Here is a 25,063-nt window from a genome sequence, read left to right as displayed (position 1 = left end):
GAGCGCGCTCAGGCTCCGGAGGCTGCCGAGCTCGTCGAGCCGCTCGTCAGCGGCACGCAGATCGACACGCTCGCGGAGCGTGGACGGATCGTATCCGAGGATGATGCTCAGGGTCGGCTCCCAGGTCGTGCGTTTCCTTCCAGAGTAGTCGTCCGAATCCGTTTACCCGGGCTGCCGCGTGTCCGGCGCGGGGACGAGCGGGGTGGCAACGGAGGATTTCCGCGAAGAGGCCCGGGGCGGCGGCAGGTAGCGGAGGAGTCGCGGTGGGTTCTCCACCGCAACTCCTCCCTTCTCTGCGCCGGGTCAGGCGCGCGTCAGGCGCGGCGGCGGCGCCAGCCGACGAACGCGGTTCCGATCAGGGCCAGCATGCCGGCCCAGAAGGCGACGAGGAGGTAGTCGCCGGTGCTGCCGGTCTTCGCGAGGTCGCCCGAGGGCGCGGTCACGGGCGGGTCGACGTAGACCGTCGCGCACGCCGCCTGTGCGTCGTCGGCGCACGGGCCGTCGATCGCCGGCGGCTGCCACGGGCCGACCGGGGGTGTCGTCACGCGCACCGCGTTGACCGGGTGGCTCTCCGCGGCGTAGGTCACGACGACGTGGAGGTCGAGGCTCGCGCCCTTCGCCAGGCTCGCCACCGGCCAGGTGACCGTGCCGGCCGAGCCCGCGCCTCCCGCACCCGCGCCTCCCGCACCCGAGGCAGCGAACGTGCCGCCCTGGTCGGCCGAGACGAACGTCGCGCCGGCCGGGAGCGTGTCGACCACGTCGAACCCCGTCGCGTCGAGCGCTCCGATGTTGGTGACGGTGATCGTGTACGTCAGCTTCTCGTTCATTCCGACGACCGGGGCCGAGGCGCGCTTGGCGACCTCGAGCCGTCCGTACTCGAAGGTGTTGGTGATCGTGGTGATCTGCGCGGGCGGCACGACACCCTGCACCGACCCCGCGCCGATGTGGACGCTGCCGTTGGCGACCGTGCGGTCCGCCTCCCCGGAGCTGCCCGCGGCGCCGGACTCGGCGACCGTGCAGTCGGATCCGATCGGGAGGCCGTCGATGCGCGCGGTGAAGCCGGCGGAGCGCTCGAGCAGGGTGTGCGCTGCCGCTCCCAGATCGACCGGCACTCCCGCGACCGTACAGACGACATCGGCGCCGAACTCGTCCGGTGCGGCGGAGGCCGCAGCGCCCGTCACGACCTTGTCGATCTGCAACGGACCGGTGGCGATCGTCACGCCGGCCTTCACCGGCGCCCGGCGCACCGTGCCGCCGCCCACCAGCGACGCGGTCGCCCCGAACTGGTTCCAGGCAACGGCCGGCGCGGAGGCCGGCGACGCAGGCAGCGACACCGGAGCGCCGTCGGTCGCCGTCGACGTGGCCGGGCGGTCGATGGTGCGGTACAGCACCGTCGCCCCGTCGCCGCCGCGCAGCGCGCCGCTCGCGGTGCCGGTGAAGTCGAGCGTCACACGGAGGCCCGTCACATCGGCCCAGTCACCGGTGAACGCGCCAGACGGCGTCCACGAAGCGGGGTGCGTCGAGCAGGTCGGATCGCTCGGCCACGCGGTGGTCGCTCCGGTCTGGCAGACGCCGGGCTCGGTGGTGACCTCCCAGCTGACGGCCGTCCCGGCCGGCACGTCCTGCACCGTCACCCCGGCCGTGCCGTCGAAGACCGGCCGGAAGGTCGAGCCGCGAGCGCCTCCGGTGGCGAGCATGCGGTCGCCGATGGTGGGCAGCGGATCGACGAAGACGAGGGAGGCGTAGTCGACGGTCCCTGTGTTGAGCGCGTTGAGCCTCCACTGGTCGGTGCCGCCGACCACGGTGTTCGCGGCGCACGGCGACGCGTAGTAGCCGTCGGCGTCGGTGCGGCAGGTCGCCGTCGGGTCGGTCAGATTCACCGCGCCCGAGACCGTGCGGCCGACGACGTCGCCCTGGACGCCCTTGGTCGTGTAGAGCGACGGGCCGTTCACCGGCTGCACGTAGTTGGTGGTGCCGCACTCCGTGGCGGGGAGGCCGCTCAGCGTCCCCTGGCCGTTGCCCGAGGAGTTGGTGCACGCAGTGAGGGTCTGCACCGTCGAGACGACGAACTGGTTGGTCGCCCGGTCGCCCGAAGCCAGGCCCGGCTTGAGGATCAGGCCGAGCACGATCGTGAACCGCTCGCCCGGCGACATCCGCGACGCGCCGGCCGGCCAGGTCAGGCCGATCCGTCCGGTCGCGGAGTCGTAAGCCACCGTCGGAGCCGTCGAGAGGGTCCCGCCGGCGCTGGTCGTGAAGGTCGGTGCCTCGCCGTCCCACGCGAGCGAGGACGGCAGGGTGTCTGTCAGCCCGGTGAGGTCGAGGTAGCCCGTGCCCGTGTTCGCGAACGTCAGGGTCCACGGAACGCTGTCGCCGACCGAGACGGTGTGCACGTTGTTGGCCGGGGACTTCGCGACATCGAGGGAGGCCGTGCCCGGCGCGAGCTGGATGCCCGCGGAGGCGCCGGCTGTGGCGTCGGCGTACACGGTCGGGGTGTCGGTGCGGTGGCTCACCGTCTGCACGCTGTCGGTGACCGTGCTCGGGAAGGCGATCGCCGATCCGTCACGGGAGACCGCGAGCAGGGCGACGTGCAGGACGACCGTCGCCGTGAAGCCCGCGGGCACCGCGCTCCTGCTGAGGAGGGCGCCGTCAGCGCGCAGGAACGTGAACCGCAGCCCGGTCACGTGCCCGACGGCGGCCGTCGGCAGGGCCGCAGCGGCCGCGGGGGTCCCGATGATCCAGGTGCCGCCTCCGTCGGTCTGGGCATCGACCCGCACCTGGTCGGCGCCGGCAGGCAGCGTGACGTCGCCGGCGGTCAGACCGGTCAGCGCGAAGCGGTTCCAGAACGCCGGGTCGTCATCCGTGAGGACGACCTGGTGCGTCGCCGCCGTCGCGGACCCGGGGGTGGCAGTGAGCGTGACGGTCACCGGGGCGTTCCGGTCGCGCTCCAGCAGGGTGCTCGGCGAAATCGCCTTGGCCGCGGTGACGCCGATGGCGCCCGTGGTCAGGGTCAGCGCAGCGTCGGCGGAGGCGTACGGCTGCGAGCCCTGGCCCGACGGGTAGAGCACGGGGTCATAGCCCTGGGTGAAGCCGTGGTTGTCGATGCGGAAGGCCGTGACCGCCGCGCCCGAGGTGCGGGTGACCGCGCGGACGCGGGTGTCCAGGGTCATGGTGAGGGCCTGGCCGGACGCGATCGTGCCTCCGGTCGTCTGCGGGCTCGTGCCCTGGTAGACGACGCTCACACCGACGACGTCGGCGAGGTCGGCCGGCGCGAGCGCGGCTGCCACGCGCATCGAGACCTGGGAGGTGGAGATGGTGCCGTCGGCCGCGCGGTGCCACAGGGTGACCTGCGACGCGTCGAGGTCGACCTGCCCCGCGGGCACCGCGAAGGCGATCCGGGTGAGGTCGAGCCGCTCGAACGGGCTGGCATCCGTGTAGGTCGCGCCGGAGAACGGGTCGGCTCCCCAAGCTCCCGCGGCAGAGAGGCAGGCCGTCTCGGCCCCCGCGTCGCACGGCGACGGGTCGGTCACCCGCACGTACGAGGCCCGGGAGGTCGAGGTGTTCTCGGCCGTCAGCGTGAACGTGTTCGTCGGGTAGTCGGCCGCGTCGACGTCGCCGAGGTGCGGGACGACGATCGTGGAGCGCGAGCTGGTCTTGGTCAGGCTGACCGCCGGCGGCTGGTCGATCAGCGTGACGGTGTCATGGCCGGTGACGGGAGGGACGTTCGTGCCGCCCTTGACGCCGTCGGCCTGCGCCACGTTGTCGACCGAGCCGGTCGTGCCCTCGGTGACCCAGGGATGCGCGGGGTCGGCGGGAACGCGCTGCACGTTGCGCAGCTGCCAGACGAGCCCGATGGGCCTCGACTGGCCGAAGGCGACGGTCGCGACCCCGGAGCCTGCGGGCGGCGCGGTCGGGTCGGTGGCTGCGGCGCGCGCGAGGTCGTTCGGCACCACCGTGATCCGCACGCCCGTGGTGTCGGCCGTCTGCGCCGGCGTCAGGGTGTACCCGACGAAGCCGGCGCCGTTCATCCAGCCGCCGGACGGCGCGGGCACCGTCGTCCAGGCGCCGCCGCGGAACAGCTCGACGGCGCTCACGGAGTCCCAGCGCAGCAGCGGGTCGGCGCTGTACGAGATGGGCGAGACCTTCAGGAGGTCGAACGACTGGAACACGGTCGACTCGGGGTGCGCGGGGTCGCCTGCCGGGTCGGTCAGAGCGACCGAGCTGTAGCCCGTGTCGGTGACGCCCCAGCTGAGCAGGGTGCCCGCCTGGTCGCCCGACTGCGACGGGAGGTCGGTGACGTCGCCGGTGAGGTCGGTCTTCGTCCACTTCTTCGTGATGCCGAGCGAGCCCGCGCCGGTGGTGGACTGGATCTTCGCGTCGGCGTCGGCGGTCTTCTGCGCACCGGTGACGACTGAGCCGTCGACCGCGCCCACCGTGTTCGCGACCGCGTGGTTCGTGTACGTGCTGGCCGCGCCTCCCGCCGTGGAGGTCGCGCCGGAGCCGTCGCGCAGCGTGGCGCGCGCCTGACCGGTGATGGCCGGGCGCACCGTGGTGCCCTGCGCGAAGCCGGCGGCGTCCTCGAAGGTGAACTGCAGCCCGACGGTGCCGGCCGGGAGCGATGCGGCCCGGTAGATCTGCGCGGCGGCGGTCGCGTCGACGGTGTCGAGAAGCGTCCACGTGGTGCCGTCGGTCGTGTACTTCACCGTCAGCGTGGAGCCCTTGAGCACCTGCGTCGGGGCGATGCCGATCGGGTCGAAGCCGTTGAAGAAGTCGTTCGCGACGCCGGGTCGCCAGACGTCCTGAACGACGATGCTGGTCGGGCGCACGTACGCCGAGTCGCTCGACGTGGTCGCGGGGAGCTGTGCCGTGACGGTCGCACCGGGCGACACCGGCGCGGACGGCGTGATGGTCTTGGCGAGGCTGAGCTCGATGTCGGGGAAGAAGATCGACAGCGGCGCGGTCGCCTGGGCGCTCTTGGTGCCGGCGGCGTTCGCGCCGGTGACCGTCAGCGTGTTGGTGGTGTCGACGTGCGCGCCGACCGCCGCGATGTCGGAGGTCGGGGCGATCAGGAACTGCGCCGTCGCGACGGTGCCGGTGGCGATGGCGCCGGTGAAGGTGAGCTCGAGGCCGGTCAGATGCTCTCCGGCCGGAGCCGCCGGGGCCACCGGTGTGCTGCCGTCGGCGAACGGGACCGCCTGGGTGGACCCGTCGGAGAAGTGCCAGACGACCTGGGCGGCGGTCGCGCCGGACGGGTACGAGACGCCGGCCGCGAACCCGCCGAAGCGGAGGTCGTCGGTGAAGTAGCCCAGGTCGGAGAGGGTGAGTGAGTCGAGCGGGCCGTTGGAGGCGTTCTTGCCCGAGATCGTCGCGGTGGCGGTGGTGCCGGCCGGGATGCGTGCGGGAGAGATCTGCTTGCCCGGGGTCACGGCGACGGTCAGTCCGCCGACGGCGAAGGGCGCCGTGGCGGTCTTCGTCACGGGCGTCTGGTTCTCGACGGCGACGGTGCCTGCGACACGGTTGGTGACGCTCGCACCGGTGACCAGCGCGGCGCCGGTCTGGCGGTTCGTGGTGCGCTGGGCGACGAGGACGCCGACGGAGCCGACCGCGCCTCCCTCGGTCAGTGCGGTGCCGTCGGCTCCGGCGAAGGTGAAGCGGAGGCCGCCCACGTCGCCGTTCTGGACGCCCGCCGGGAGGGCGATCGCCGACGGGTCGGCCGGAGGTCCGGTGTGCCACGCCCAGGCGCCGGTCGCGGTGTCGCGCACGTAGGCGTCCACCTGCACCGTGGTCGCGCCCTGCGGCAGCACGACACCGCCGAATCCGGCGAAGTCGACCAGGGCGAACGGGTTGGCTGCGTCGAGCGCCGCGGCGGCGTCGGCGGCGGTCGCCGGGTCCTGCAGCGTCAGAGTCGAAGCCGGGACGTTGGAGGCGTTCTGCGCCGAGAGCGAGATCGTGGACTGCGCCCCGGGGAGGTACTGCTGGCTCGCGGGCGTCCAGGTCTTGCCGACCGCGACATCCACCGAGGTCGGCACATTCACGGTCACGTCGGCGCTGCTGGTCACCGGGGTGGCGGAGCCGGCGAACGTGCCGACCGCCGTGTTCGTCACCGCGTGGTTCACCGCGGGCGACTGCGGTGTCAGCGTCTGCGGCGCCGCCAGCGTCACCATCACCAGGTAGGTCCCGCCGGCGGGGATGCCGACGCCTCCGCTGACCGGCTCCTGGAACTGCACGGTGAGGACGCACGACGCGGTCACCGTGTCGGTGCAGCCTGCGAGGCTCTTCGTGGCGGGCTTGGAGGTCGGCTGCACGCTGGTGTCGAGGATGCTGAAGCCGGCGAACTCCGCGGGCAGCGCATCCACCAGTTTCGCGTCGACGCAGTCGTTGTCGTCGCAGCCCACCTCGATCTTGTAGGTGAACTCGGCGCCCTTGAGGACCGTGACGGCCTTCTGGCCGTCCCCCACCGTCTTGTCGACGGTGAGCGCGGCATCGGCGGCGAACGCCGGCGCGGCGGCCAGGCCTCCCCCGATCAGCGCGACGACGGTCGCGGCGCTCACCGCGCCGAGGAGCCTCAGCCGCGGTGCGGTGCGGGAGGCTCCTCGGCGGTCCGCGCGATGCGCGGGCGGCCTGCTGCGGTCGGTGCTGCTGCGGAACGGATTGCGGACATGCGGGAAGACACGACGAAGCACGGCGATCGGGTTTCGGGTAAGCGTGAGCTCGGGTACGCGCGCCGAAGTACGGGCCGGGTATGCCCTCGCGCGCCTCCCGGTTCGGGTCCCGGGAGGTTCTCTCGCACTACCTGTCTAGCAATTCCGACCGTTCGGTCGGAAGTACGTTTGTACCCCGTTTTCGAGGGTCAGTCCCCAAAAATGCGGACAGAGCGTGTCCCCCAGTACAGGGGTGGTCGATTCTGTCGACTGAGTCGACTCAGTCGACGACGCGCACGTCCTTCCAGAACGCCACGTAGTCGCTGTAGTCCTGCCCGACGCGGTCGAACGAGCTCGGGTACGGCGTCGGGTAGCTCCAGGCGCGGTCCTGCAGCACCGTGTCCCCGTGCTTCACCGAGAAGTACTGGCATTCGCCCTTCCACGGACAGGTGTACGGGGTGGCGGACTCGACCAGGTACTCGGACTTCACGCTCGCGGGCGGGAAGTACCAGTTGCCCTCGATGCGGATCAGGTCCTCGGTCGGAGCCTCGGCGATGACGGTGTCGTTCAGAACTGCTTTCATGTGTGAAACCTCCTGATCGCAGTGAACACCCGGGTCTACCGGATCATTCCGGCGGCACCGCGGTTTGCTACCGAGCGCTCAGGCTGCTCGCAGCACACGCACCTCGGAGGCCGTGCCGAGCCGTCCGGAGCCGGCCAGTTCCGCGGCGTCGGCGCCCGACGCGATCCGCTCCTGCCCAGAGACCGAGGCGGTCAGCAGGTGCGCGACCGCTCCGCGCAGGCCGGTGAACGCGGCGCAGGCGGCCGCGGCCTCCGGAGAGCTGTAGTCGATACCGACGCTCGCGAGCGCGTCGACGACGGCGCCGGCGGCGAGGAGGTCCTCCACGGCGAAGCGCGTCCCGCCCTCCGCCGTCGTGCCTCCGGCCGCGATCAGGGCGACCATCGCTCGGCGTCCGAGACGCACCTGCTCGTCTAGGATCCAGCGCGCGACCGCGGGGGCGTCAGTGAGCCCGGCGGCCACGACGGCGCCCGCGCCGGGGATCTGCGCGGCGGCGGCCTCCACGGGCTCGTCGGTCAGCGCGTCCACCCACACGACGATGTCGGCGTCGGTCGCCACGGCAGCCGCCCCTGCGGCCGCCCAGTCGAAGCGCACCTGGTACTTGGCCTGACGGTGCGCGGCGGGGACGGTCGAAGGGTGCGAGCTGGCGGAAGTCACCGCATCAGCGTAATCGCGCGGCGAAACCGGTCGACACGTGTTGCGCTCGGTGACGCTGTTCGTGCTCGCGCTCCCGTGCGGACGACGGGCGCATCTGCTCGCGGATGAGTTCGAAGTCGTGCCGGGTGAGCTCGATGAGCCCGGCGCGCAACTGGTAGCCCCAGTCGGGCTTGTCGCGCGTGAAGTCGAGGGAGGACAGCAGCGGTCGGATGGGAGTGGCGACCGCGTCGTGATCCCAGTCGACGCGGCGGCGCCACGCGACGAAGTCGGCGGAGGCGTTGCGGCGCTGGCCGGCACCCGGCTGCATGCCCTGGGTCGCCTGGTACACGTCGGCGTCGGCCAGCCTGCCGACCGCGGTGAACTGCTTGAGCGGATCACCATCGGGATACGACTCCCGCGGCGAGTAGTACACGAACCCGTCGGCCGCGCCCATCCGCTCGAGCGGAGCCCGCGCGCCGTGGTTGACCTGGACGAAGCCGCCCGCGACCCCGCGCAGCACGTGGTCGTGCTGAACCACGCCCAGCCAATAGCGGATCGCCATGCTCCCGTTCTAGCGCACGCGTCCGACATCGCGCTCAGGACGGGCGCTGGATGTCGAATCCCGCGCGCGCCGCTCGACGTCTCGATGAGTGCACCAGACGGAAGGATCCTGCATGCGCTACCTCCTCGTCCTCTCGACGGACCCGCTCGACGCGCCGCCCGCGTCCGACGTGCTGCAGCGGTTCACCGTCGACCTGATCCACGCCGGGGTGCTGCTCGCGGGCGAGCTGCTCGCCGGGGACGGCCTCCTCGTCGAGCTCAGGACCGACGGCCCCTGCCGGATCGCCGACGCTCCGACCACAGCGGCCAGCGCGTGCGCCCTGTGGATCGTGCAGACCTCCGATCGCGCAGAAGCCGTCGAATGGGCCAGGCGCCTGCCGCTGGATCGTGGCAGAGTCGAGGTGCGCCGCATCGTCGGCGGCGCCGCGGCAGAGGCGTGAGCGGCGCTGGTGTGAGCGGCGGAGCCGTGAGCGGCGGAGCCGTGAGCGGCGGAGGCGTGAGCGGCGCTGGAGACCGGGGAGGGACGCTGGTGGCGGAGGGGCAGGACGTGACGGGCTCGCACGACGCGACACCCGACGAGGCCCGGCGCGCCGTCGAAGCGGTGTGGCGCATCGAGTCGGGCAAGCTGGTCGCCGGGCTCGCCCGGTGGACCGGCGACGTGGGGCTCGCGGAGGAGTTGGCGCAGGACGCCCTCGTCGCCGCGCTCGAGCAATGGCCCGAGACCGGCGTGCCGCGCACCCCCGGTGCCTGGCTGACGACGGTCGCCAAGCGCCGCGCGATCGACGGCTGGCGCCGGCGCGAGCGGCTCGACGAGCGGTACGCCGCACTCGCCCGCGACCTGGAGCAGCAGGACGACGACGATCCGGCCGCGGTGGCGGAGGAGGAGATCCAGGACGACCTGCTCCGGCTCGTGTTCGTGTCGTGCCACCCCGTGCTCGCGCCCGGCGCCCGGGTCTCGCTGACGCTCAAGCTGCTCGGCGGCCTGACCACTGAGGAGATCGCGCGGGCCTTTCTGGTGCCCGTGCCCACGATCGCGCAGCGCATCGTGCGCGCCAAGCGCACGCTCAGCGCGGCTCACGTGCCCTTCGAGGTGCCCGATCGCGCCGACTACGCCGAGCGGCTGTCGTCGGTGCTGGAGGTCGTCTACCTGATCTTCAACGAGGGCTACTCGGCCACCGCAGGCGACGACTGGATGCGTCCCGACCTCTGCCAGGAGGCGCTGCGACTCGGCCGGGTGCTGGCCGAGCTCACGCCGCACGAGCCGGAGGTGCACGGGCTGGTCGCGCTGATGGAGTTCCAGGCCTCCCGCCTGCCGGCGCGGGCGACCGCCGACGGCACGCCCATCCTCCTGCAGGATCAGGACCGCACCCGCTGGGACCGCATCCTCATCGGTCGCGGCGTCGCGGCCCTCGCGCGCGCCGACCGCCTGCTCGGCGCACGCGGCCGCGGGCCGTACGCGCTGCAGGCCGCCATCGCCGCCTGCCACGCGACCGCGCCGGCCCCCGGCGACACCGACTGGGAGGAGATCGTCGCGCTCTACGGCGCACTGGCGAGACTGCGGCCCTCCGCCGTCGTCGAGCTCAACCGCGCGGTCGCCGTGTCGATGGCCTACGGTCCGGACGCGGGGCTCGACGTCGTCGAGCGGCTGGTGGAGGGCGGCGCCCTCGACTCGTACCACCTGCTGCCGTCGGTGCGCGCCGACCTCCTGTTCAAGGTCGGCCGGCACGCCGAGGCGGAGGTCGAGTTCGAACGGGCCGCGTCGATGACCGCGAACGCGCGCGAGCGGACGCTGCTGCTGGGACGGGCGGCGGAGGCTGCGGCAGCGGGCGCCTCCGGGGCATCCGGGAGTGCGCCGTGAATGCCGCCTCCCCCTGCCCCGGTGCGAGGAGATGCGTGACACTGGGGAGGTGAGAGTCCTGCTCAAGCTCATCCTCGACTGCGACCCCGATGCGGCCTGGCGCGCCCTGCAGAGCCCCACCGCGTTCCGGGAGGTCGCGATGCCGTGGGTGGACTTCCGGTCGGACGAACCCGCCGGGTTCCCGACCGTCTGGGACACCGCCGAGCACCGGGTGAGCGTGCGCGCGCTGGGCGCGTTCACCGTCGGCACGCAGGCGATCCGGCTCGACACCCTGCGCTCCACCGACCCCCGCGAGAGCGCTACCCGCATCCTGCGCGACAGCGGAGGCGGAACCGGCGGCGTCCTCTCCGCGATGCCGCACCTGGACCATCGGATGGCCGTCGCGCCCGATCCCGCAGGGCCCGGGCCGGACGGCCGCCTACGCACCCTCTACCGGGACCGGCTGATCGTGCGCGCCGGTCTCGTCACCCCCCTGGCCTGGTACGGGCTGTGGGCGTTCTGGCAGTGGCGCGGCGTGCGTCTGCGGCGCCTCGCGCCCACCTGGGCGTACGATCCCCCCACGCCCGACGAGAAAGACAAGAGCGCCGAGAACCACGAGAGCGCCGAGACGGAGGCAGCAGCATGAGCACCCTCACCCCCGAGCCCGCACCCACGGTCGATCCCGGACACGGACGCGCCGCGACGGCGGTGCAGACCGCGGACTGGCGGCGCAGCGTCTTCGCGCTGTACGCGTCGGTGCGGCGGATCGCCTCGAGCGACCCGGCCGCCGCGCACGCGCACTGGATCTCCTGCCGCAACGACCTCTTCTCGTCGCACCCGGCCTCCCCGCTGCTCGACGCCGACCGCGAGCGCTTCACCGGCCTCCCGGTGTCGCCGTACGACCCCGACTGGCGCTACGAGCTGCCCGTGCACCCGCCGGCGGAGCCGAAGCGGATGGACGTAGAGACCGGCACCGACGGCGTCGTGCCCTTCGAACTCCTCGGCACCGTGCGCGTGCCGCTCGCCGGCACGCTCGACGTGTGGCGGCTGGCCTCCTACGGCGGCGGTCTGTTCGTGCCGATCAAGGACGCCCTCGCCGGCAAGCGCGGCGGCACCTACGGCGGCGGGCGCTACCTGATCGACACGATCAAGGGCGCCGACCTCGGGATGTCGGCCGACGACGGCGAGGCGACGCTCGTCCTCGACTTCAACTTCGCCTACAACCCGTCGTGCGCGTACGACCCGGCCTGGGCCTGCCCGCTCGCGCAGGCGGGCAACACCCTCGCGGTGGAGATCCCCGTCGGCGAGCGCTACTCCGGCGCGTGAGCGCGAGGTCGGGACTCAGCGGGCGACGCCTCAGCGGGCGACGCCTCAGCGGGCCACGAGGGTGAGGCGCTGCGTCGGGCGCGTCATCGCGACGTAGAGCGACGCGGCGCCGCGCACCGATTCGGCGGCGAGCGCGTCCGGGTCGGCCAGCACGACCGCGTCGAACTCGAGACCCTTCGCCTCGTAGCCGGTCAGCACCGAGATCGGACGCGTGAGCCCGGCCGCCCCGCGGGCCGCGTCGTCGCCGAAGCGTTCCCGCACCGCGGCGGCGACGGCCTCCACGTCGCCGGCGGTCGCGATCACGGCGAGCGTGCCCTGGCGGTCGATGCTCCGATCGTGCGCGACGGCCTCCGCGACCGAGACCGGGAGGCCGGCCGCGCCCGCCCCCACCCGGCGGATCGGCCAGTCACCCTCGCGGACCGCGCGCGTCGGCGTGATCGGAAGTCCGGCGTCCTGGGCGATGCGCTCCGCCTCCCGCGTGATCTGGGCCGGAGTGCGGTAGTTGACCGTCAGCTCCTCGAGGCGCCAGGCGTCCTTGAACGACGGCCGCAGCGCGTCCTCCCAGCTCGTCGCGCCCGCGGCCGACGCCACCTGGGCGATGTCGCCGACGATGGTGAACGACTTCATCGGGCAGCGACGCACCAGCACGCGCCACTGCATCGGCGACAGCTCCTGCGCCTCGTCGACCACCACGTGACCGTAGGTCCAGGAGCGGTCGGCGGCCGCGCGCTCGGCGGTCGTTCCGCGGTCCGCCTGCTCCGCGAACCCGTCGGCCAGCTGCTCGGCGCTGACCAGGCCCTCCACGCCCATGTTGCGGATCGCTGCGCGCGCGTTCTCGAGGTCGCGCTTGCGCTGGCGATCGCGCTCGCGGGAGGCCGGGTCGGCACGGCCGGGGAAGTCGCCCAGCAGCTCGGCGGCCTCGTCGAGCAGCGGGACGTCCGAGACGGTGAACGGCTCGCTCCTGTCGCGCAGTAGCGCCTCCCGCTGCGCCGGCGTCCAACGCGGGGTGAGCTCGGCGAGCCAGGCCGGGCGCGCGTACAGGTCCTGCAGCAGCTTCTGCGGTGTCAGCGGCAACCAGGCCGTGTTGAGCAGCACCCGCACGTCGTACGAGGTGCGGAGGTCCTCCCTCAGCACCCGGAGGTCGGCCTCGTCGATCGTCGAGCCTCCCGCCCGGAGCTGGGTCGCGAGCTGGTCGGTCAGCTCGCCGAGCGCCTGCTTGACGAACGTGACCCGGGCGACATTGTGCGGCTTGCCGGTGCGCTGCGCCTTCGCGATCGCCCGCTGGACGAGCTCGGGCTGAACGACGAGCCGCTCGTTGTCCACCACGATCGTCTGCGCCTCGTCCGGCGCCTTCTGCCGCGACCGCACCGCGCGCGACAGTAGGCGGGCCATGGTCGCCGCACCCTTGAGACGCGCGGCCTCCGGGGCGTCTTCGGCGGTGGCCTCCACACCGGGAAACAGCTCGCCGAGCGTCTGCATGACCACGCCCGTCTCGCCGAGCGACGGCAGCACCGCCTCGATGTAACGCAGGAACGCCGACGACGGGCCGACCACGAGCACACCGGAGGTGCTGAGCCGCTGCCGGTTCGCGTACAGCAGGTAGGCGGCGCGGTGGAGCGCGACGGCCGTCTTGCCGGTGCCGGGACCGCCCTGCACGACGAGCGCGCCGCGGAGGTCGGAGCGGATGATGCGATCCTGCTCGGCCTGGATGGTCGCCACGATGTCGTGCATGCGGCCGGTGCGCTGCGCGGTGAGCGCCGCCAGGAGGGCGCCCTCGCCCTGCACCTTGCCTGCCGCCGCACCCTCGTCGAGCAGCGCCTCGTCGAAGACCTCGTCGTCGATGCGGACGACCTGGCGCCCGTTCATCGTGAGGTGCCGACGGGCCCGCACGCCCATCCGCTCGCTCGCGGTGGCCTGGTAGAACGCGCTCGCCTGCTGGGCACGCCAGTCGACCAGCAGCGAGCGCTGGTCGTCGTCGCGCAGCCCGACGCGCCCGATGTAGCGGTGGTCGGTGCCGTCGACGGGCTCCTGGAGCAGCAGGCGGCCGAACACGAGCCGCGCATCCACGTCTCGCAGCTGCAGCAGCTGGTCCTCGTACAGGCGGGCGAAGGCGTCGCGTTCGCTGCGCGCCTGGTGGTTGCTTCCGACACTCTCACGGCGCACGCGCGTCAGCCGCTCCTCCGTCTCGACCCGGAGCGTGTCGAGCCGCTCGTACAGTCCGGAGACGACGGCCCGCTCACGTTCGAGTTCCGATTCCTGCACGCGCGGACCACCTTCCGGATTACGGGCCGACAGTCTACGACCTCCCGCCGTGAATCCGCTCCCAGCAAGCGTGGGGCGGCACAGGGTAGACTTGGCGGACCAGCACGACTGGCCTGCCGGCATTCGCCGGTGTGCGCGAGCGCCGGGCGGTGGCCCCGCCGCGCACCTCCACTCTTCTTTCCGGCGAAGACGTCCCGTTCTTGCGACGACCGCCCGAACCCGCCCGCAGGGCCGCGCCCTGCCAGAAAGGCACTTTGTGACCACCCAGACCTTCGCCGACCTCGGCGTCCCCGCTCCCCTCGTCTCCGTCCTCGCGGCGGACGGCAAGACGGAGCCGTTCCCCATCCAGGCAGACACCCTGCCCGACACCCTCGCCGGGCGCGACGTGCTCGGACGCGGCAAGACCGGCTCGGGCAAGACCATCGCGTTCTCGCTGCCGCTGGCGGCACGGCTCGCGGCCTCCTCGACCACTCCCGGCGGCCGCTCGCGCGGATACCGCCGGCCCCGCGGCCTCGTGCTCGCACCGACCCGCGAGCTCGCCACCCAGATCGACGCGACCCTCAAGCCGCTCGCGGCCGCGCTCGGCCTGACGACGACCACCATCTTCGGCGGCGTCTCGCAGAGCCGCCAGGTCACCGCGCTGCAGGCCGGCGTCGACATCATCGTCGCCTGCCCCGGCCGCCTCGAAGACCTCATGAAGCAGGGAATCGTGCACCTCGACAAGATCGAGATCACCGTGCTCGACGAGGCCGACCACATGGCCGACCTCGGCTTCCTGCCGACGGTCACGCGCATCCTGAACGCCACGCCGTCGCGCGGCCAGCGCCTGCTCTTCTCGGCCACGCTGGACAACGGCGTCGACAAGCTGGTGTCGAAGTTCCTCACGAACGAGGTGCTGCACTCGGTCGACGACGCGACGAGCCACGTGGAGGCCATGACCCACCACGTGTTCGAGGTCAGCGACCAGGACGCCAAGAAGGACCTGATCCACGCCCTCGCCTCGGGGCGCGGCCGACGCATCCTGTTCATGCGCACCAAGCACCAGGCCAAGCGCCTCGCCAAGCAGCTGACCTCGGCCGGGATCCCGGCGGTCGACCTCCACGGCAACCTTAGCCAGGGGGCCCGCGACCGCAACCTCGCCGCCTTCGGCTCGGGAGACGTGCGCGTGCTGGTCGCGACCGACGTCGCCGCCCGCGGCGTGCACGTCGACGAAGTGGAGCTCGTGGTCCACGTGGACCCGCCCGCGGAGCACAAGGCGTACCTCCACCGCTCGGGCCGCACCGCCCGCGCCGGAAGCGCGGGAGACGTCGCCACGGTGATGCTGCCCGACCAGGCGGGCGACGTGCGATCGCTGCTGCGCGCGGCTGCCATCACGGCGAGCCCGCAGCGCGTCACCGCGGATTCGCCCGCTGTGACCTCGCTGGTCGGTGAGCGCGCGCCGCATGTCGCGCCGGCGCCTGCGTCTGCGTCTGCGTCTGCGTCGAAGAGTGGGAACGGTGGCTCCGGTTCCGGTGGTGGCGGCGGTCGCGGTGGCCGCGGCGGTCGCGGGGCCGGTCGCGGTTCGAACGGCGACGGTCGTGACGCGGGTGGCCGCGAGAACGCCGGGCGCAACGGTGGAGGCCGGAACGGCGCCGCCCGCAACGCCGGCGGTCGCGACGACGCCGGTCGCAACGACGCCGGTCGCAACGGTGGAGGCCGCGACGCAGGAGGTCGTGACACCGCCGGCCGCGACAACGCGCGCGGCGACGGCTCGTCGCGCCGGCGCGGCCGTGGCCGCGGTGCGGCGCAGTCCGACGCTCGACCGGTGACCGGTGAGCGCACCGGAGGCGCCGGACGCAACGGAGGGAACGCCGGCAACGGCGGCGCCTCCCGCACCGGCAACGGCGGCAACGGCGGGGCGGCCCGCAGCGGCGGCGCTCCGCGCACCGGGATGCGCGTCGGCGACCTCGTCGGCGGAAGCACCAGCCGAGGCCGCGGCACCCGCCGCGCCCGCGGCTGACGCCGCCCGCGTCGACGACTCCTGAGATCGGCACCGACACGCTGCGCGTGCGACGGTGACTCCGGGGGTCCGCTGCCCGGGGCGCTCGTCCGGGCGCGCCTCGTCCGGACGAAACGCCAGTCCCGTCTGCAACGGAGGATCGCGGCGCGCAACCCGCCCGTGACTCCTCCGTTGCCTGCGACCGGCCCGCGCGTCGCGGCCGATCACCTCCGTTAGCGACGCCGACGGCAACGGAGGACATCCGGTGCGACACGCCCGGGAAAGGCGGTTAGCGGAGGAGATCGGGCTCGGGATCGGGCCTGATTCCTCCGTTGGCGACGAACCGGCGGAGGTCGTCGAGGGAGGCGAGGCGGCTCAGGCCAGGCGGCTCAGGCTAGGCGGCTCAGGCGAGGCGCCCCACCGACGCCATCGCGGCCTTGACGAGCGCGCCTCGGCCGCCCTCCAGCTCTTCGCACACCGTCGGCGAGACGGTCTCGTCGGGCGTCATCCAGGTGATCTCGAGGGCGTCCTGCCGGGGCTCGCAGGTACCTGTGACGGGCACGACGTAGGCGAGCGAGACCGCGTGCTGGCGCTCGTCGGTGAACGCGGACACCCCGGGCATGGGGAAGTACTCGGCCACCTGGAACGGGATGGGGCTCGCGGGCAGCAGCGGGAAGGCCATCGGCCCGAGGTCTTTCTCGAGGTGCCGGAACAGCGCCTCCCGCAGCGTCTCGCCGTACATGACGCGCCCGGAGACCAGCGTGCGCGTGATCTCGCCGACGGCGTTGGCCCGCAGCAGCACGCCGACCTCCGTCACCTGGCCGAGGCCGTCGACCCGCACGGGCACGGCCTCCACGTACAGCAGGGGGAGCCGTCGCCGGATCTGCTCCAGCTCGATGTCACTCAGCCAGGCGGGGCCCGGCCGGGCCCCCGAACCGTCGAGCGGGTCGGGAGTCGGGTCCGGGTCGGGGGTGCGCACGCTCATGCACCGATCCTACGGATGCCGCGGCGCTCGTCCACGCAGACAGACGGATCTGTGGACTGAGCCGCGATCTGGGGACTGTGGAGGACGGTCATGTAGTGCACAGAATGGAACATGCCGTTTCCCGCCCCCGAGCTCCACCTCGACCACGACGCCGTGCTGTGGTCGGCAGGCGAAACCGATCGGGTCGGCCGGCCCCGGTTGATCCTGCTGCACGGCTACGCATCGGATGAGGCGGACCTCTTCGGCATCTCGGCCTACCTGCCGCTGGAGCCGGTGATCGCGTCGCTGCGCGCGCCGATCCCGGAGGGTCCCGGCTTCGCGTGGTTCTCGCGCTTCACGAACGTCTCCGGCGACCCGCTCGCGGCGAACGCCAACGCGGCCGCACGCGCGGTCCTCGACTGGATCGACGAGCAGCCGGAGGCGCCGACCGGCCTCCTCGGCTTCTCCCAGGGCGGCGCGCTCGCGCTGCAGCTGATGCGACTGGCCCCCGAGCGGTTCGACTTCGCCGTGGCACTGTCGGGCTTCGTCGTGCAGGGCGCGGCGGACGGGGATGCGACGCTCGCCGAGCGCCGTCCGCCGGTGTTCTGGGGGCGCGGTACCCACGACGACACCATCCCCGCGGCCTCCATCGCGCGCGCCGAGGAGTGGCTGCCCGGCCACAGCAGCCTCGACGCCCGCATCTACGAGGGTCTCGCACACGGCATCTCGCCGCTCGAGCTCGGCGACATCTCGTCGTTCATCCGGGCGAACCTCCCACGCCGCGGCTGACCCTCGGGCGAAGCGCGACCCGGGCTGCACTGGTCCGTGTCGGTGGGCGGGAGCAGGATGGAGTGGATGAGCGACGTGCTCGACCGGTTCTCCCCCGCGACCCGTGAATGGTTCCGCGGGGCCTTCGCCGCGCCCACCGACGCGCAGGCCGAGGCGTGGGAGGCCATCTCGCACGGGCGCCACGCGCTCGTCATCGCGCCGACCGGCTCGGGCAAGACCCTCGCGTCCTTTCTCTGGGCGATCGATAGGCTGGCGAGCCGCGAGACGAAGCCGGACGACCGGCCGGGCACCCGCGTGCTCTACATCTCGCCGCTCAAGGCGCTCGGCGTCGACGTCGAGCGCAACCTCCGGGCCCCGCTGGTCGGAATCACGCAGACCGCGCGGAGGCTCGGGTCAGAGCCTCCGCATGTCAGCGTGGGCGTGCGCTCCGGCGACACCACCTCGGCCGACCGCCGGGCGCTCGTCGCCTCGCCGCCGGACATCCTGATCACGACCCCCGAGTCGCTGTTCCTGATGCTCACCTCGCAGGCCCGCGAGACGCTCGCGACGGTCGAGACGGTCATCGTCGACGAGGTGCACGCCGTCGCCGCGACCAAGCGCGGCGCGCACCTCGCCCTCTCGCTCGAACGCCTCGACGCGCTGCTGCCGAAGCCCGCGCAGCGCATCGGGCTCTCCGCCACGGTGCGCCCGGCGGAGGAGGTCGCGCGCTTCCTGGGCGGCCGCGCGCCGGTGGAGGTCGTGGCCCCGCCCGCGGGCAAGCGCTTCGACCTCCGCGTGGTCGTGCCGGTCGAAGACATGAGCGAGCTCGGCACGTCGACGTTCGCGAGCGGCAACGACGACGGCTCGGCCCCGCAGGCCGGCTCGATCTGGCCGCACGTCGAGGAGGCGATCGTCGACCGCGTGCTCGAGCACCGTTCCTCCATCGTCTTCGCGAATTCGCGGCGGCTGGCCGAGCGGCTCACGGCACGGCTCAACGAGATCTATGAGGAGCGGGTGCTGGGCGGCGAGGCGGCCGCCCGTACCGCCACCCCTACCTCTCCGGCGATCGCCCCGCCCCGCCCGCCCGCCGAGCTGATGGGCGGCTCCGGCCAGACCAAGGGCTCCGCCGCCGTCGCCGACCCGGAGTCGCTCGTGCTCGCCCGCGCGCATCACGGCTCGGTCAGCAAGGAGCAGCGGGCGCTCATCGAGGATGACCTGAAATCCGGCAGGCTGCGCTGCGTCGTGGCGACCTCCAGCCTCGAGCTCGGCATCGACATGGGCGCCGTCGACCTCGTGGTGCAGGTGGAGGCCCCTCCGTCGGTCGCGAGCGGTCTGCAGCGCGTCGGCCGCGCCGGCCACCAGGTGGGCGAGGTCTCGCGTGGCGTGGTCTTCCCCAAGCACCGCGCCGACCTGATCCACTCGGCGGTGGCGACCGAGCGGATGGTCGGCGGCCTCATCGAGACCCTCAAGGTGCCGACCAACCCGCTCGACATCCTCGCCCAGCAGACCGTCGCGGCGACCGCGCTCGAGCCGCTCGACGCCGACGACTGGTTCGACACCGTGCGTCGCAGCGCCCCGTTCGCGACGCTGCCCCGCAGCGCCTACGACGCCACCCTCGACCTCCTCGCCGGCCGCTACCCGTCCGACGAGTTCGCCGAACTGCGCCCGCGCATCGTCTGGGATCGCGACGCCGGCACGCTGACCGGCCGTCCCGGCGCTCAACGGCTCGCGGTGACGAGCGGCGGCACCATCCCCGACCGCGGGATGTTCGGCGTGTTCATGGTCGGCGAACGGGCGAGCCGGGTCGGCGAGCTCGACGAGGAGATGGTCTACGAGTCGCGCGTCGGAGACGTCTTCGCGCTCGGCTCGACCAGCTGGCGCATCCAGGAGATCACCCACGACCGCGTGCTGGTGACCCCGGCGTTCGGGGAGCCGGGGCGGCTGCCGTTCTGGAAGGGCGACGGTCTCGGGAGGCCCGCGGAGCTGGGCGCGGCCGTCGGCGCTTTCATCCGCGAGCTGAGCACGGCCTCCCCCGCCGATGCGGAGCTGCGCTGCGTGGAGGCCGGGCTCGACGCGTTCGCGACGGCCAACCTGCTGGCGTTCCTCCGCGAGCAGAAGGAGGCGACGGGCCACCTCCCCACCGACCGCACGCTCGTGGTCGAGCGGTTCCGCGATGAGCTCGGCGATTGGCGGGTGGTGCTGCATTCCCCGTTCGGCATGCAGGTGCACTCGCCGTGGGCGCTGGCCGTGCAGGCGCGGGCGCGGGAGCGATACGGGATCGACGCCGGCGCGATGGCCGCCGACGACGGGATCATCGTGCGTATTCCCGACACGGAATCCACCCCTCCGGGCGGCGAGCTGTTCGTCTTCGAGCCGGCCGAGCTCGACGAGCTGGTGACGCTGGAGGTCGGCGGCTCCGCGCTCTTCGCGTCGCGGTTCCGGGAGTGCGCGGCCCGCGCCCTCCTGCTGCCGAAGTACAACCCGGGCAAGCGGTCGCCGCTGTGGCAGCAACGGCAGAAGGCGTCGCAACTGCTCGACGTCGCCCGCAAGTACCCCAGCTTCCCGATCATCCTCGAGACGGTGCGCGAGTGCCTGCAAGACGTCTACGACCTCCCCGCGCTCGACGAGGTGGCGCAGAGCATCGCCCAGCGCCGTATCGCGATCGTGGAGGCCGCGACCGAGACGGCGTCGCCTTTCGCGCGCTCGCTGCTCTTCGGCTACGTGGCCGCGTTCATGTACGAGGGCGACAGCCCGCTCGCCGAACGCCGGGCGGCCGCGCTGTCGCTCGACGCCGGGCTCCTCGCCGAACTCCTGGGGCGCGCCGAGCTGCGCGAGCTGCTCGACCCCACGGTCATCGAGCGGGTGGAGCTGCAGCTGCAGCGACTCGCCCCCGACCGGCGGGTGCGGGGCGAGGAGGGCGTGGCCGACCTCCTGCGCCTGCTCGGCCCGCTGACGGTCGAGGAGGTCGCGCAGCGGTTGCAGGGAGAGGCCGAGGTGACAGCGACCGACGCGTCGACCGAGGCCGCAACCGAGGACGACGCCCCCGCTCCCCCGCACGCCACCCTCGAGACGGCGGCCGCCCACCTGGCCGCCCTGGTCGACTCCAAGCGGGCGCTCGCGGTCAGCTTCGCCGGTGCCGAGCGCTTCGCCGCCATCGAAGACGCGAGCCGGCTCCGCGACGCCCTCGGTGTGCCGCTCCCGATCGGCGTGCCCGTCGCGTTCATCGAACCGGTCGACGATCCGCTCGGCGACCTGGTGAGCCGGTTCGCCCGCACGCACGGGCCGTTCGAGATCGGCGAGCTCGCCTCCACGTTCGGACTCGGCCCCGCGATCGTGCAGGACGCCCTGCGGCGCCTTTCGTACGACGGCCGGGTCGTGGAGGGCGAGTTCCGCCCGCACGCGCACGGGTCGGAGTGGTGCGACGCCGAAGTGCTGCGCCGGCTGCGCCGGATGTCGCTCGCAGCGCTGCGGCAGGAGGTCGAGCCGGTCGAGACCGCGACGTTCGCGCGGTTCCTCGGCGACTGGCAGCACCTGGGCTCGACACTGCGGGGCGTGGACGCGGTCGCGTCGGTCGTCGAACAGCTCGCCGGTGCCCGCATCCCGGCCTCCGCCTGGGAGTCGCTGGTGCTGCCCGGCCGCGTCGCCGACTACAGCCCGGCGATGCTCGACGAGCTCACGGCAACCGGAGAGGTCATCTGGTCGGGCGACGGGTCCCTGCCCGGCAACGACGGCTGGATCAGCCTCCACCTCGCCGACTCCGCGCCGCTCACGCTCGCGCCGCCGGCCGACCGTGAGCCCGACGAGCTGCAGCGCGGCATCCTGGCCGCGCTGGCGCGCGGCGGCGGCTACTTCTTCCGGCAGCTCTCCGACACGCTCGGGGCCGAGCGCGGGGAGGCGCTCGACGACGCCGAGCTCGTGACCGCGCTCTGGGAGCTGGTCTGGTCGGGGCTCGTCACCAACGACACGCTGGCGCCGCTGCGTACGGTCACCGGCGCGGGCGGCGGCGCGCACAAGCGGCCGCGGCAGCCGACACGGTCGCGGATGTACCGCGGACGCGTCGGTCCGGCGCGGCAGTCGGCGATGGTGACCCGGATGGGCCCGCCGACCGTCGCCGGCCGGTGGTCTCTGCTCCCGGAGCGCGACCTCGACTCCACGGTGCGCGCGCACGGTCAGGCCGAGACGCTGCTCGACCGCTACGGCGTCGTGACCAGAGGTTCGGTGATGAACGAGGGCACGCCCGGCGGTTTCGCACTGGCCTACAAGGTGCTCAGCGGCTTCGAGGACACGGGGAGGGCGCGTCGCGGCTACTTCGTCGAGACGCTCGGCGCCGCGCAGTTCGCCAGCGGCCCGACGGTGGACCGCCTCCGCACCTTCGCGCGCGACCACACGCAGCCGCGGCCGTTCGAGGCGCTCGCCATCGCGGCCACCGATCCGGCGAACGCGTACGGGGCAGCGCTGCCGTGGCCGTCCGTGCCGTCGACGCCGGGCGGTGTGGAGGGCGGCACCGGGCATCGCCCCGGCCGCAAGGCGGGCGCGCTGGTCGCCCTCGTCGACGGCGAGCTGACCCTGTACGTGGAGCGCGGAGGCAAGAGCCTGCTGTGCTTCGTCGACCAGGAGGACGAGGAGGGCCGCCCGGCGCTGCTCGCGGCCTCCCGCGCTCTCGCCGGGCTGGTGACCTCACGCCGGGTCGACAAGCTCGCCATCGAGACCGTCAACGGCGCGTCCGTGCTGGGCACTGCGCTCGGAGCGGCGCTCGGCGAGGCGGGCTTCCTCGCGACCCCCCGCGGACTCCGGTTGCGCGGGTGACGGCGGATGCCCGAAGGTGACACCGTCTTCCAGACCGCCGCGCGCCTGCGGCGCGCACTGGAGGGGCGCGTGCTCACGCAGACCGACTTCCGGGTTCCCGCGTACGCGACGGTCGATCTCAGCGGGCAGCGCGTCGACGAGGTCGTCAGTCGCGGCAAGCACCTCCTCATCCGGGTCGGGGAGCACAGCATCCACAGCCACCTGAAGATGGAGGGCTCGTGGGAGGTCTACCCACCGGGCGGCCGCTGGCGGCATCCGGCCTTTCAGGCGCGCGCAGTGCTGCGGACCGCCCAGACGCAGGCGGTGGGGTTCCTGCTCGGCGTGCTGGAGGTCGTCCCGCGGTCGCAGGAGGAGTCGGTCGTCGGGTATCTCGGGCCGGACCTCCTCGGCCCCGATTGGGACGCGGCCGAGGCCGTGCGGCGGGTGGAGGCGCATCCCCAGACGCCGATCGCCGTCGCGCTGCTCGACCAGCGCAACCTCGCCGGCGTCGGCAACGTCTACGCCAACGAGATCTGCTTCGTGCGCGGCATGCTGCCGACGCGGCCGGTGGGCGAGTCGGATGTGCCCGCCGCGGTGGATCTCGCGCGGCGCATGCTGGTCGCCAATCGTGACCGCACGGTGCGCGTCACGACCGGCGACACCCGCCGCGGCCGCAACACCTGGGTGTACGGCCGGGAAGGCCGACCGTGCCTCCGTTGCGGAACCCTCATCCGTCGCTCGCAGCTCGGGCGCACCGAGCTCGAGGAGCGGGTCACCTACTTCTGCCCCGTCTGCCAGACCTGAGCGGTGGCGCGTCGAGGGGCACGTTGTTGTCGCTTTAGCGGCGCGAGCGCGACAACAACGTGCCCCTCGAGTGAGAAACGGGGGTGCTACGCGGCGGCGTCCTCCTCCACGGAGCCCTCGCGCACGGTCGCGAGCGCGGCAGACCACGACTCGAGCTGGTCGAAGAGCGGGGTGAGGCCGGCCTCCGCACCGGCGGTCGGCTTGAGCGCCCAGTTCTCGAAGTCGTGCTGGAGGCTCAGCCCGACGAACGCGCTGACGGTCGCGACCTGCAGCTGCGAGAGCACCAGGCGCAGGTGCTCCACCGCGCGGGCGCCCCCGAAGACGCCGTAGCTGACGAAGCCGGCCGCCTTGTTGTACCACTCCGAACCGACGAAATCGATCGCGTTCTTGAGGGCGCCGGAGGTGCTGTGGTTGTACTCGGGAGTGACGAAGAGATAGCCGTCGAACTCGGCGATCTTGGCCGCCCACGCCTTGGTGTGGTCGTTGGCGTACTGCCCCATCGCGGCGGGCATCGGCTCGTCGAGGTGCGGGAGGTTCCACTCGGCGAGGTCGACGAGCTCGTACTCGACGCCGGCGCGCTTCTCGGCGTGCTCGAGCACCCAGCGGGCGACGGACTCTCCGTTGCGACCCGGGCGGGTGCTCCCGATGATGATGGCGATCCTGGTCATGTCAGCCTTTCCGTTTTGATGACGTGTCACCTGCGCGAACCCGGACTCCCGCCGTCGTATTCCCGCTAGGCTCGCGACATGTCGCAGCATCCGCACGACCGGCAGCCCGACGACGCGCACCTGCCCGCCGACGCCACCCCGCAGGAGCGGCAGGAGGCCGGGGACCGGCTGCGCGAGCGCATCTACGTGACCTTCACGGCGCTGGCGATCCTGATGGCGCTCAATGCGCACGGCGAGCACCTCGACTCCCCCACTGTGCTGTGGACGCTCATCATCTCGGTCGTCGGCGTCCTGCTCGCGGGGCTCGCCTCCGATCTCGTGTCGCACATGATCGTGCACGACACGCTTCCGTCGGCGCGCGAGTTACGCCACATGCTGGCGGTGGCCTCCCGCGCCCTCGGCGTCATCGCCGTGCCGGTGATCGTGCTGGTCCTGGCCTACTTCGGCGTCATGCAGGCGCGCACGGCCGTGATCGTCGCGATCTCGGCCCTCATCGCGTCGCTCGCGGTGATCGCCCGGATCGCCGTCTCGCGCACCGGGCTCTCCTGGTGGAAGCAGCTGATCGTGCTCGGCGGGATCGTGCTGCTGGGAGTCGTCGTCGTGTTCCTGGAGCAGCTGGCCCACTGACGACGAGCCCGTGCAAGGATGATGTATGCCGACCCTGCGCACCCGACCAGACCCGCGCAAGCTCAGCGCGCCCGAAGAGGAGCTCTTTCACGCGTTCTACCTGATGAGGCGTGGATTCGATCGCGCGCTGGACGCGCAGTTGCAGCGCGACGACGGCATCTCGATCTCTGAGCTGGAGGTGCTGATGACTCTCGTCCGCGCCCCGGGACGCCGGTTGCGGGTGCGTGATCTCGTCACCCTCACCGGCTGGGAGAAGAGCCGGGTCTCCCACCAGGTCACCCGCATGGCGGCGCGCGGCCTCCTCGAGCGCGAAGACTGCGCGGAGGACCGCAGGGCCACGTGGATCCGGCTGAGCGGCGACGGCCGGCGCGTGGTCGTCCACGCCCTCCCGAAGCACACGGCCACCATCCGACGCATCCTCTTCGACGCGCTCAGCGACGAGCAGCAGGAGGAGCTGCTGGCGATCTCGCAGCGCATGATCGCCGCAATGGAGGAGCCGGAGGACGTGCCCGGTCTGTGAGGGTTCTCGCAGCCCCGCCGATCCCCTAGCCGAGAGCTCGCTGGGAAAGGGACCGGGATCGCCTGGCCATTCCCGGCAACACCGCCGGAAACCAGCCGGTTCGCAGGCC

At 72.8% G+C, this 25,063-nt stretch carries 17 protein-coding genes; 10 read left to right on the top strand and 7 right to left on the bottom strand.

Annotation, left to right across the window (positions count from 1 at the left end; translation table 11 throughout):
• Positions 1 to 314 precede the first annotated feature (314 nt).
• The 4 genes from ASF88_RS02620 to ASF88_RS02605 form a co-directional block, all read right to left on the bottom strand.
• Entirely contained in the window at positions 315 to 6,548 is a 6,234-nt protein-coding gene (locus ASF88_RS02620) for a DUF5979 domain-containing protein (protein ID WP_157498171.1), read from the bottom strand.
• Between the two features lie 370 nt (positions 6,549 to 6,918).
• Positions 6,919 to 7,221, bottom strand: coding sequence for a DUF427 domain-containing protein (locus ASF88_RS02615; RefSeq protein WP_055913836.1), 303 nt, complete (start codon positions 7,219 to 7,221; stop codon positions 6,919 to 6,921).
• Between the two features lie 78 nt (positions 7,222 to 7,299).
• Positions 7,300 to 7,875, bottom strand: a complete 576-nt coding sequence (locus ASF88_RS02610; protein WP_055913833.1) for a hypothetical protein — start codon at positions 7,873 to 7,875, stop codon at positions 7,300 to 7,302.
• A 4-nt stretch (positions 7,876 to 7,879) separates the two neighbouring features.
• Positions 7,880 to 8,416 (bottom strand): EVE domain-containing protein, encoded by a 537-nt coding sequence (locus tag ASF88_RS02605; protein ID WP_235493251.1) that lies wholly within the window; start codon positions 8,414 to 8,416, stop codon positions 7,880 to 7,882.
• Positions 8,417 to 8,528: 112 nt separating this feature from the next.
• Between ASF88_RS02605 and ASF88_RS02600 the strand changes: the two genes are divergently transcribed.
• The 4 genes from ASF88_RS02600 to ASF88_RS02585 all read left to right on the top strand — a co-directional run bounded on the left by ASF88_RS02600 (position 8,529) and on the right by ASF88_RS02585 (position 11,578).
• A complete protein-coding gene (locus tag ASF88_RS02600) occupies positions 8,529 to 8,855 on the top strand; it encodes a YciI family protein (protein WP_055913830.1) in 327 nt (108 codons plus the stop codon).
• 107 nt (positions 8,856 to 8,962) lie between these two features.
• Positions 8,963 to 10,273, top strand: coding sequence for an RNA polymerase sigma factor (locus tag ASF88_RS02595; protein WP_055916593.1), 1,311 nt, complete (start codon positions 8,963 to 8,965; stop codon positions 10,271 to 10,273).
• 49 nt (positions 10,274 to 10,322) lie between these two features.
• Complete coding sequence (locus tag ASF88_RS02590; RefSeq protein ID WP_055913827.1) at positions 10,323 to 10,898, top strand: hypothetical protein; 576 nt, start codon at positions 10,323 to 10,325, stop codon at positions 10,896 to 10,898.
• Complete coding sequence (locus ASF88_RS02585; protein ID WP_055913824.1) at positions 10,895 to 11,578, top strand: DUF1684 domain-containing protein; 684 nt, start codon at positions 10,895 to 10,897, stop codon at positions 11,576 to 11,578. Before ASF88_RS02590 ends, ASF88_RS02585 begins: the two co-directional genes overlap by 4 nt.
• 45 nt (positions 11,579 to 11,623) lie before the next feature.
• Here ASF88_RS02585 and ASF88_RS02580 read toward each other — a convergent pair whose 3' ends face one another.
• A complete protein-coding gene (locus ASF88_RS02580) occupies positions 11,624 to 13,840 on the bottom strand; it encodes a HelD family protein (protein WP_055913821.1) in 2,217 nt (738 codons plus the stop codon).
• Positions 13,841 to 14,096: 256 nt separating this feature from the next.
• On the opposite strand from ASF88_RS02580, the gene ASF88_RS02575 reads away from it, so the two are divergent.
• Positions 14,097 to 15,839 (top strand): DEAD/DEAH box helicase, encoded by a 1,743-nt coding sequence (locus ASF88_RS02575; protein WP_055913819.1) that lies wholly within the window; start codon positions 14,097 to 14,099, stop codon positions 15,837 to 15,839.
• 382 nt (positions 15,840 to 16,221) lie between these two features.
• Here ASF88_RS02575 and ASF88_RS02570 read toward each other — a convergent pair whose 3' ends face one another.
• Positions 16,222 to 16,803: an NUDIX hydrolase family protein gene (locus tag ASF88_RS02570; RefSeq protein WP_055913816.1), complete on the bottom strand. Its 582-nt coding sequence runs from the start codon at positions 16,801 to 16,803 to the stop codon at positions 16,222 to 16,224.
• Between the two features lie 111 nt (positions 16,804 to 16,914).
• On the opposite strand from ASF88_RS02570, the gene ASF88_RS02565 reads away from it, so the two are divergent.
• The 3 genes from ASF88_RS02565 (at position 16,915) to ASF88_RS02555 (ending at position 23,139) form a co-directional block, all read left to right on the top strand.
• Positions 16,915 to 17,571 carry an alpha/beta hydrolase gene (locus tag ASF88_RS02565; protein ID WP_055913813.1) on the top strand — a complete coding sequence of 219 codons (657 nt, stop codon included), beginning with the start codon at positions 16,915 to 16,917 and terminating at the stop codon, positions 17,569 to 17,571.
• Positions 17,572 to 17,637: 66 nt separating this feature from the next.
• Entirely contained in the window at positions 17,638 to 22,356 is a 4,719-nt protein-coding gene (locus ASF88_RS02560; RefSeq protein ID WP_055913810.1) for an ATP-dependent helicase, read from the top strand.
• A gap of 6 nt (positions 22,357 to 22,362) precedes the next feature.
• Entirely contained in the window at positions 22,363 to 23,139 is a 777-nt protein-coding gene (locus tag ASF88_RS02555) for a DNA-formamidopyrimidine glycosylase family protein (RefSeq protein WP_055913807.1), read from the top strand.
• Between the two features lie 86 nt (positions 23,140 to 23,225).
• Here the strand turns inward: ASF88_RS02555 and ASF88_RS02550 are convergent, their stop codons facing one another.
• On the bottom strand, positions 23,226 to 23,807 hold the full coding sequence (locus ASF88_RS02550; protein ID WP_055913804.1) for an NADPH-dependent FMN reductase: 582 nt from the start codon (positions 23,805 to 23,807) through the stop codon (positions 23,226 to 23,228).
• A 78-nt stretch (positions 23,808 to 23,885) separates the two neighbouring features.
• On the opposite strand from ASF88_RS02550, the gene ASF88_RS02545 reads away from it, so the two are divergent.
• Together ASF88_RS02545 and ASF88_RS02540 are read left to right on the top strand one after the other, a co-directional pair.
• A complete protein-coding gene (locus tag ASF88_RS02545) occupies positions 23,886 to 24,434 on the top strand; it encodes a hypothetical protein (protein WP_055913801.1) in 549 nt (182 codons plus the stop codon).
• A gap of 25 nt (positions 24,435 to 24,459) precedes the next feature.
• On the top strand, positions 24,460 to 24,954 hold the full coding sequence (locus tag ASF88_RS02540; protein WP_055913798.1) for a MarR family winged helix-turn-helix transcriptional regulator: 495 nt from the start codon (positions 24,460 to 24,462) through the stop codon (positions 24,952 to 24,954).
• Positions 24,955 to 25,063 lie beyond the last annotated feature (109 nt).

Source organism: Leifsonia sp. Leaf336 (genome assembly GCF_001423695.1).
Taxonomy (GTDB): Bacteria; Actinomycetota; Actinomycetes; order Actinomycetales; family Microbacteriaceae; genus Leifsonia.
This window is presented reverse-complemented; position numbering and strand designations above follow the sequence as displayed.

Coding starts and splice junctions, on each gene's coding strand:
- ASF88_RS02605 (WP_235493251.1), bottom strand. CDS start 8,416: ATGGCGATCCGCTATTGGCTGGGCGTGGTTCAGCACGACCACGTGCTG.
- ASF88_RS02585 (WP_055913824.1), top strand. CDS start 10,895: ATGAGCACCCTCACCCCCGAGCCCGCACCCACGGTCGATCCCGGACAC.
- ASF88_RS02555 (WP_055913807.1), top strand. CDS start 22,363: ATGCCCGAAGGTGACACCGTCTTCCAGACCGCCGCGCGCCTGCGGCGC.
- ASF88_RS02545 (WP_055913801.1), top strand. CDS start 23,886: ATGTCGCAGCATCCGCACGACCGGCAGCCCGACGACGCGCACCTGCCC.
- ASF88_RS02570 (WP_055913816.1), bottom strand. CDS start 16,803: ATGAGCGTGCGCACCCCCGACCCGGACCCGACTCCCGACCCGCTCGAC.
- ASF88_RS02565 (WP_055913813.1), top strand. CDS start 16,915: ATGCCGTTTCCCGCCCCCGAGCTCCACCTCGACCACGACGCCGTGCTG.
- ASF88_RS02550 (WP_055913804.1), bottom strand. CDS start 23,807: ATGACCAGGATCGCCATCATCATCGGGAGCACCCGCCCGGGTCGCAAC.
- ASF88_RS02540 (WP_055913798.1), top strand. CDS start 24,460: ATGCCGACCCTGCGCACCCGACCAGACCCGCGCAAGCTCAGCGCGCCC.
- ASF88_RS02600 (WP_055913830.1), top strand. CDS start 8,529: ATGCGCTACCTCCTCGTCCTCTCGACGGACCCGCTCGACGCGCCGCCC.
- ASF88_RS02560 (WP_055913810.1), top strand. CDS start 17,638: ATGAGCGACGTGCTCGACCGGTTCTCCCCCGCGACCCGTGAATGGTTC.
- ASF88_RS02615 (WP_055913836.1), bottom strand. CDS start 7,221: ATGAAAGCAGTTCTGAACGACACCGTCATCGCCGAGGCTCCGACCGAG.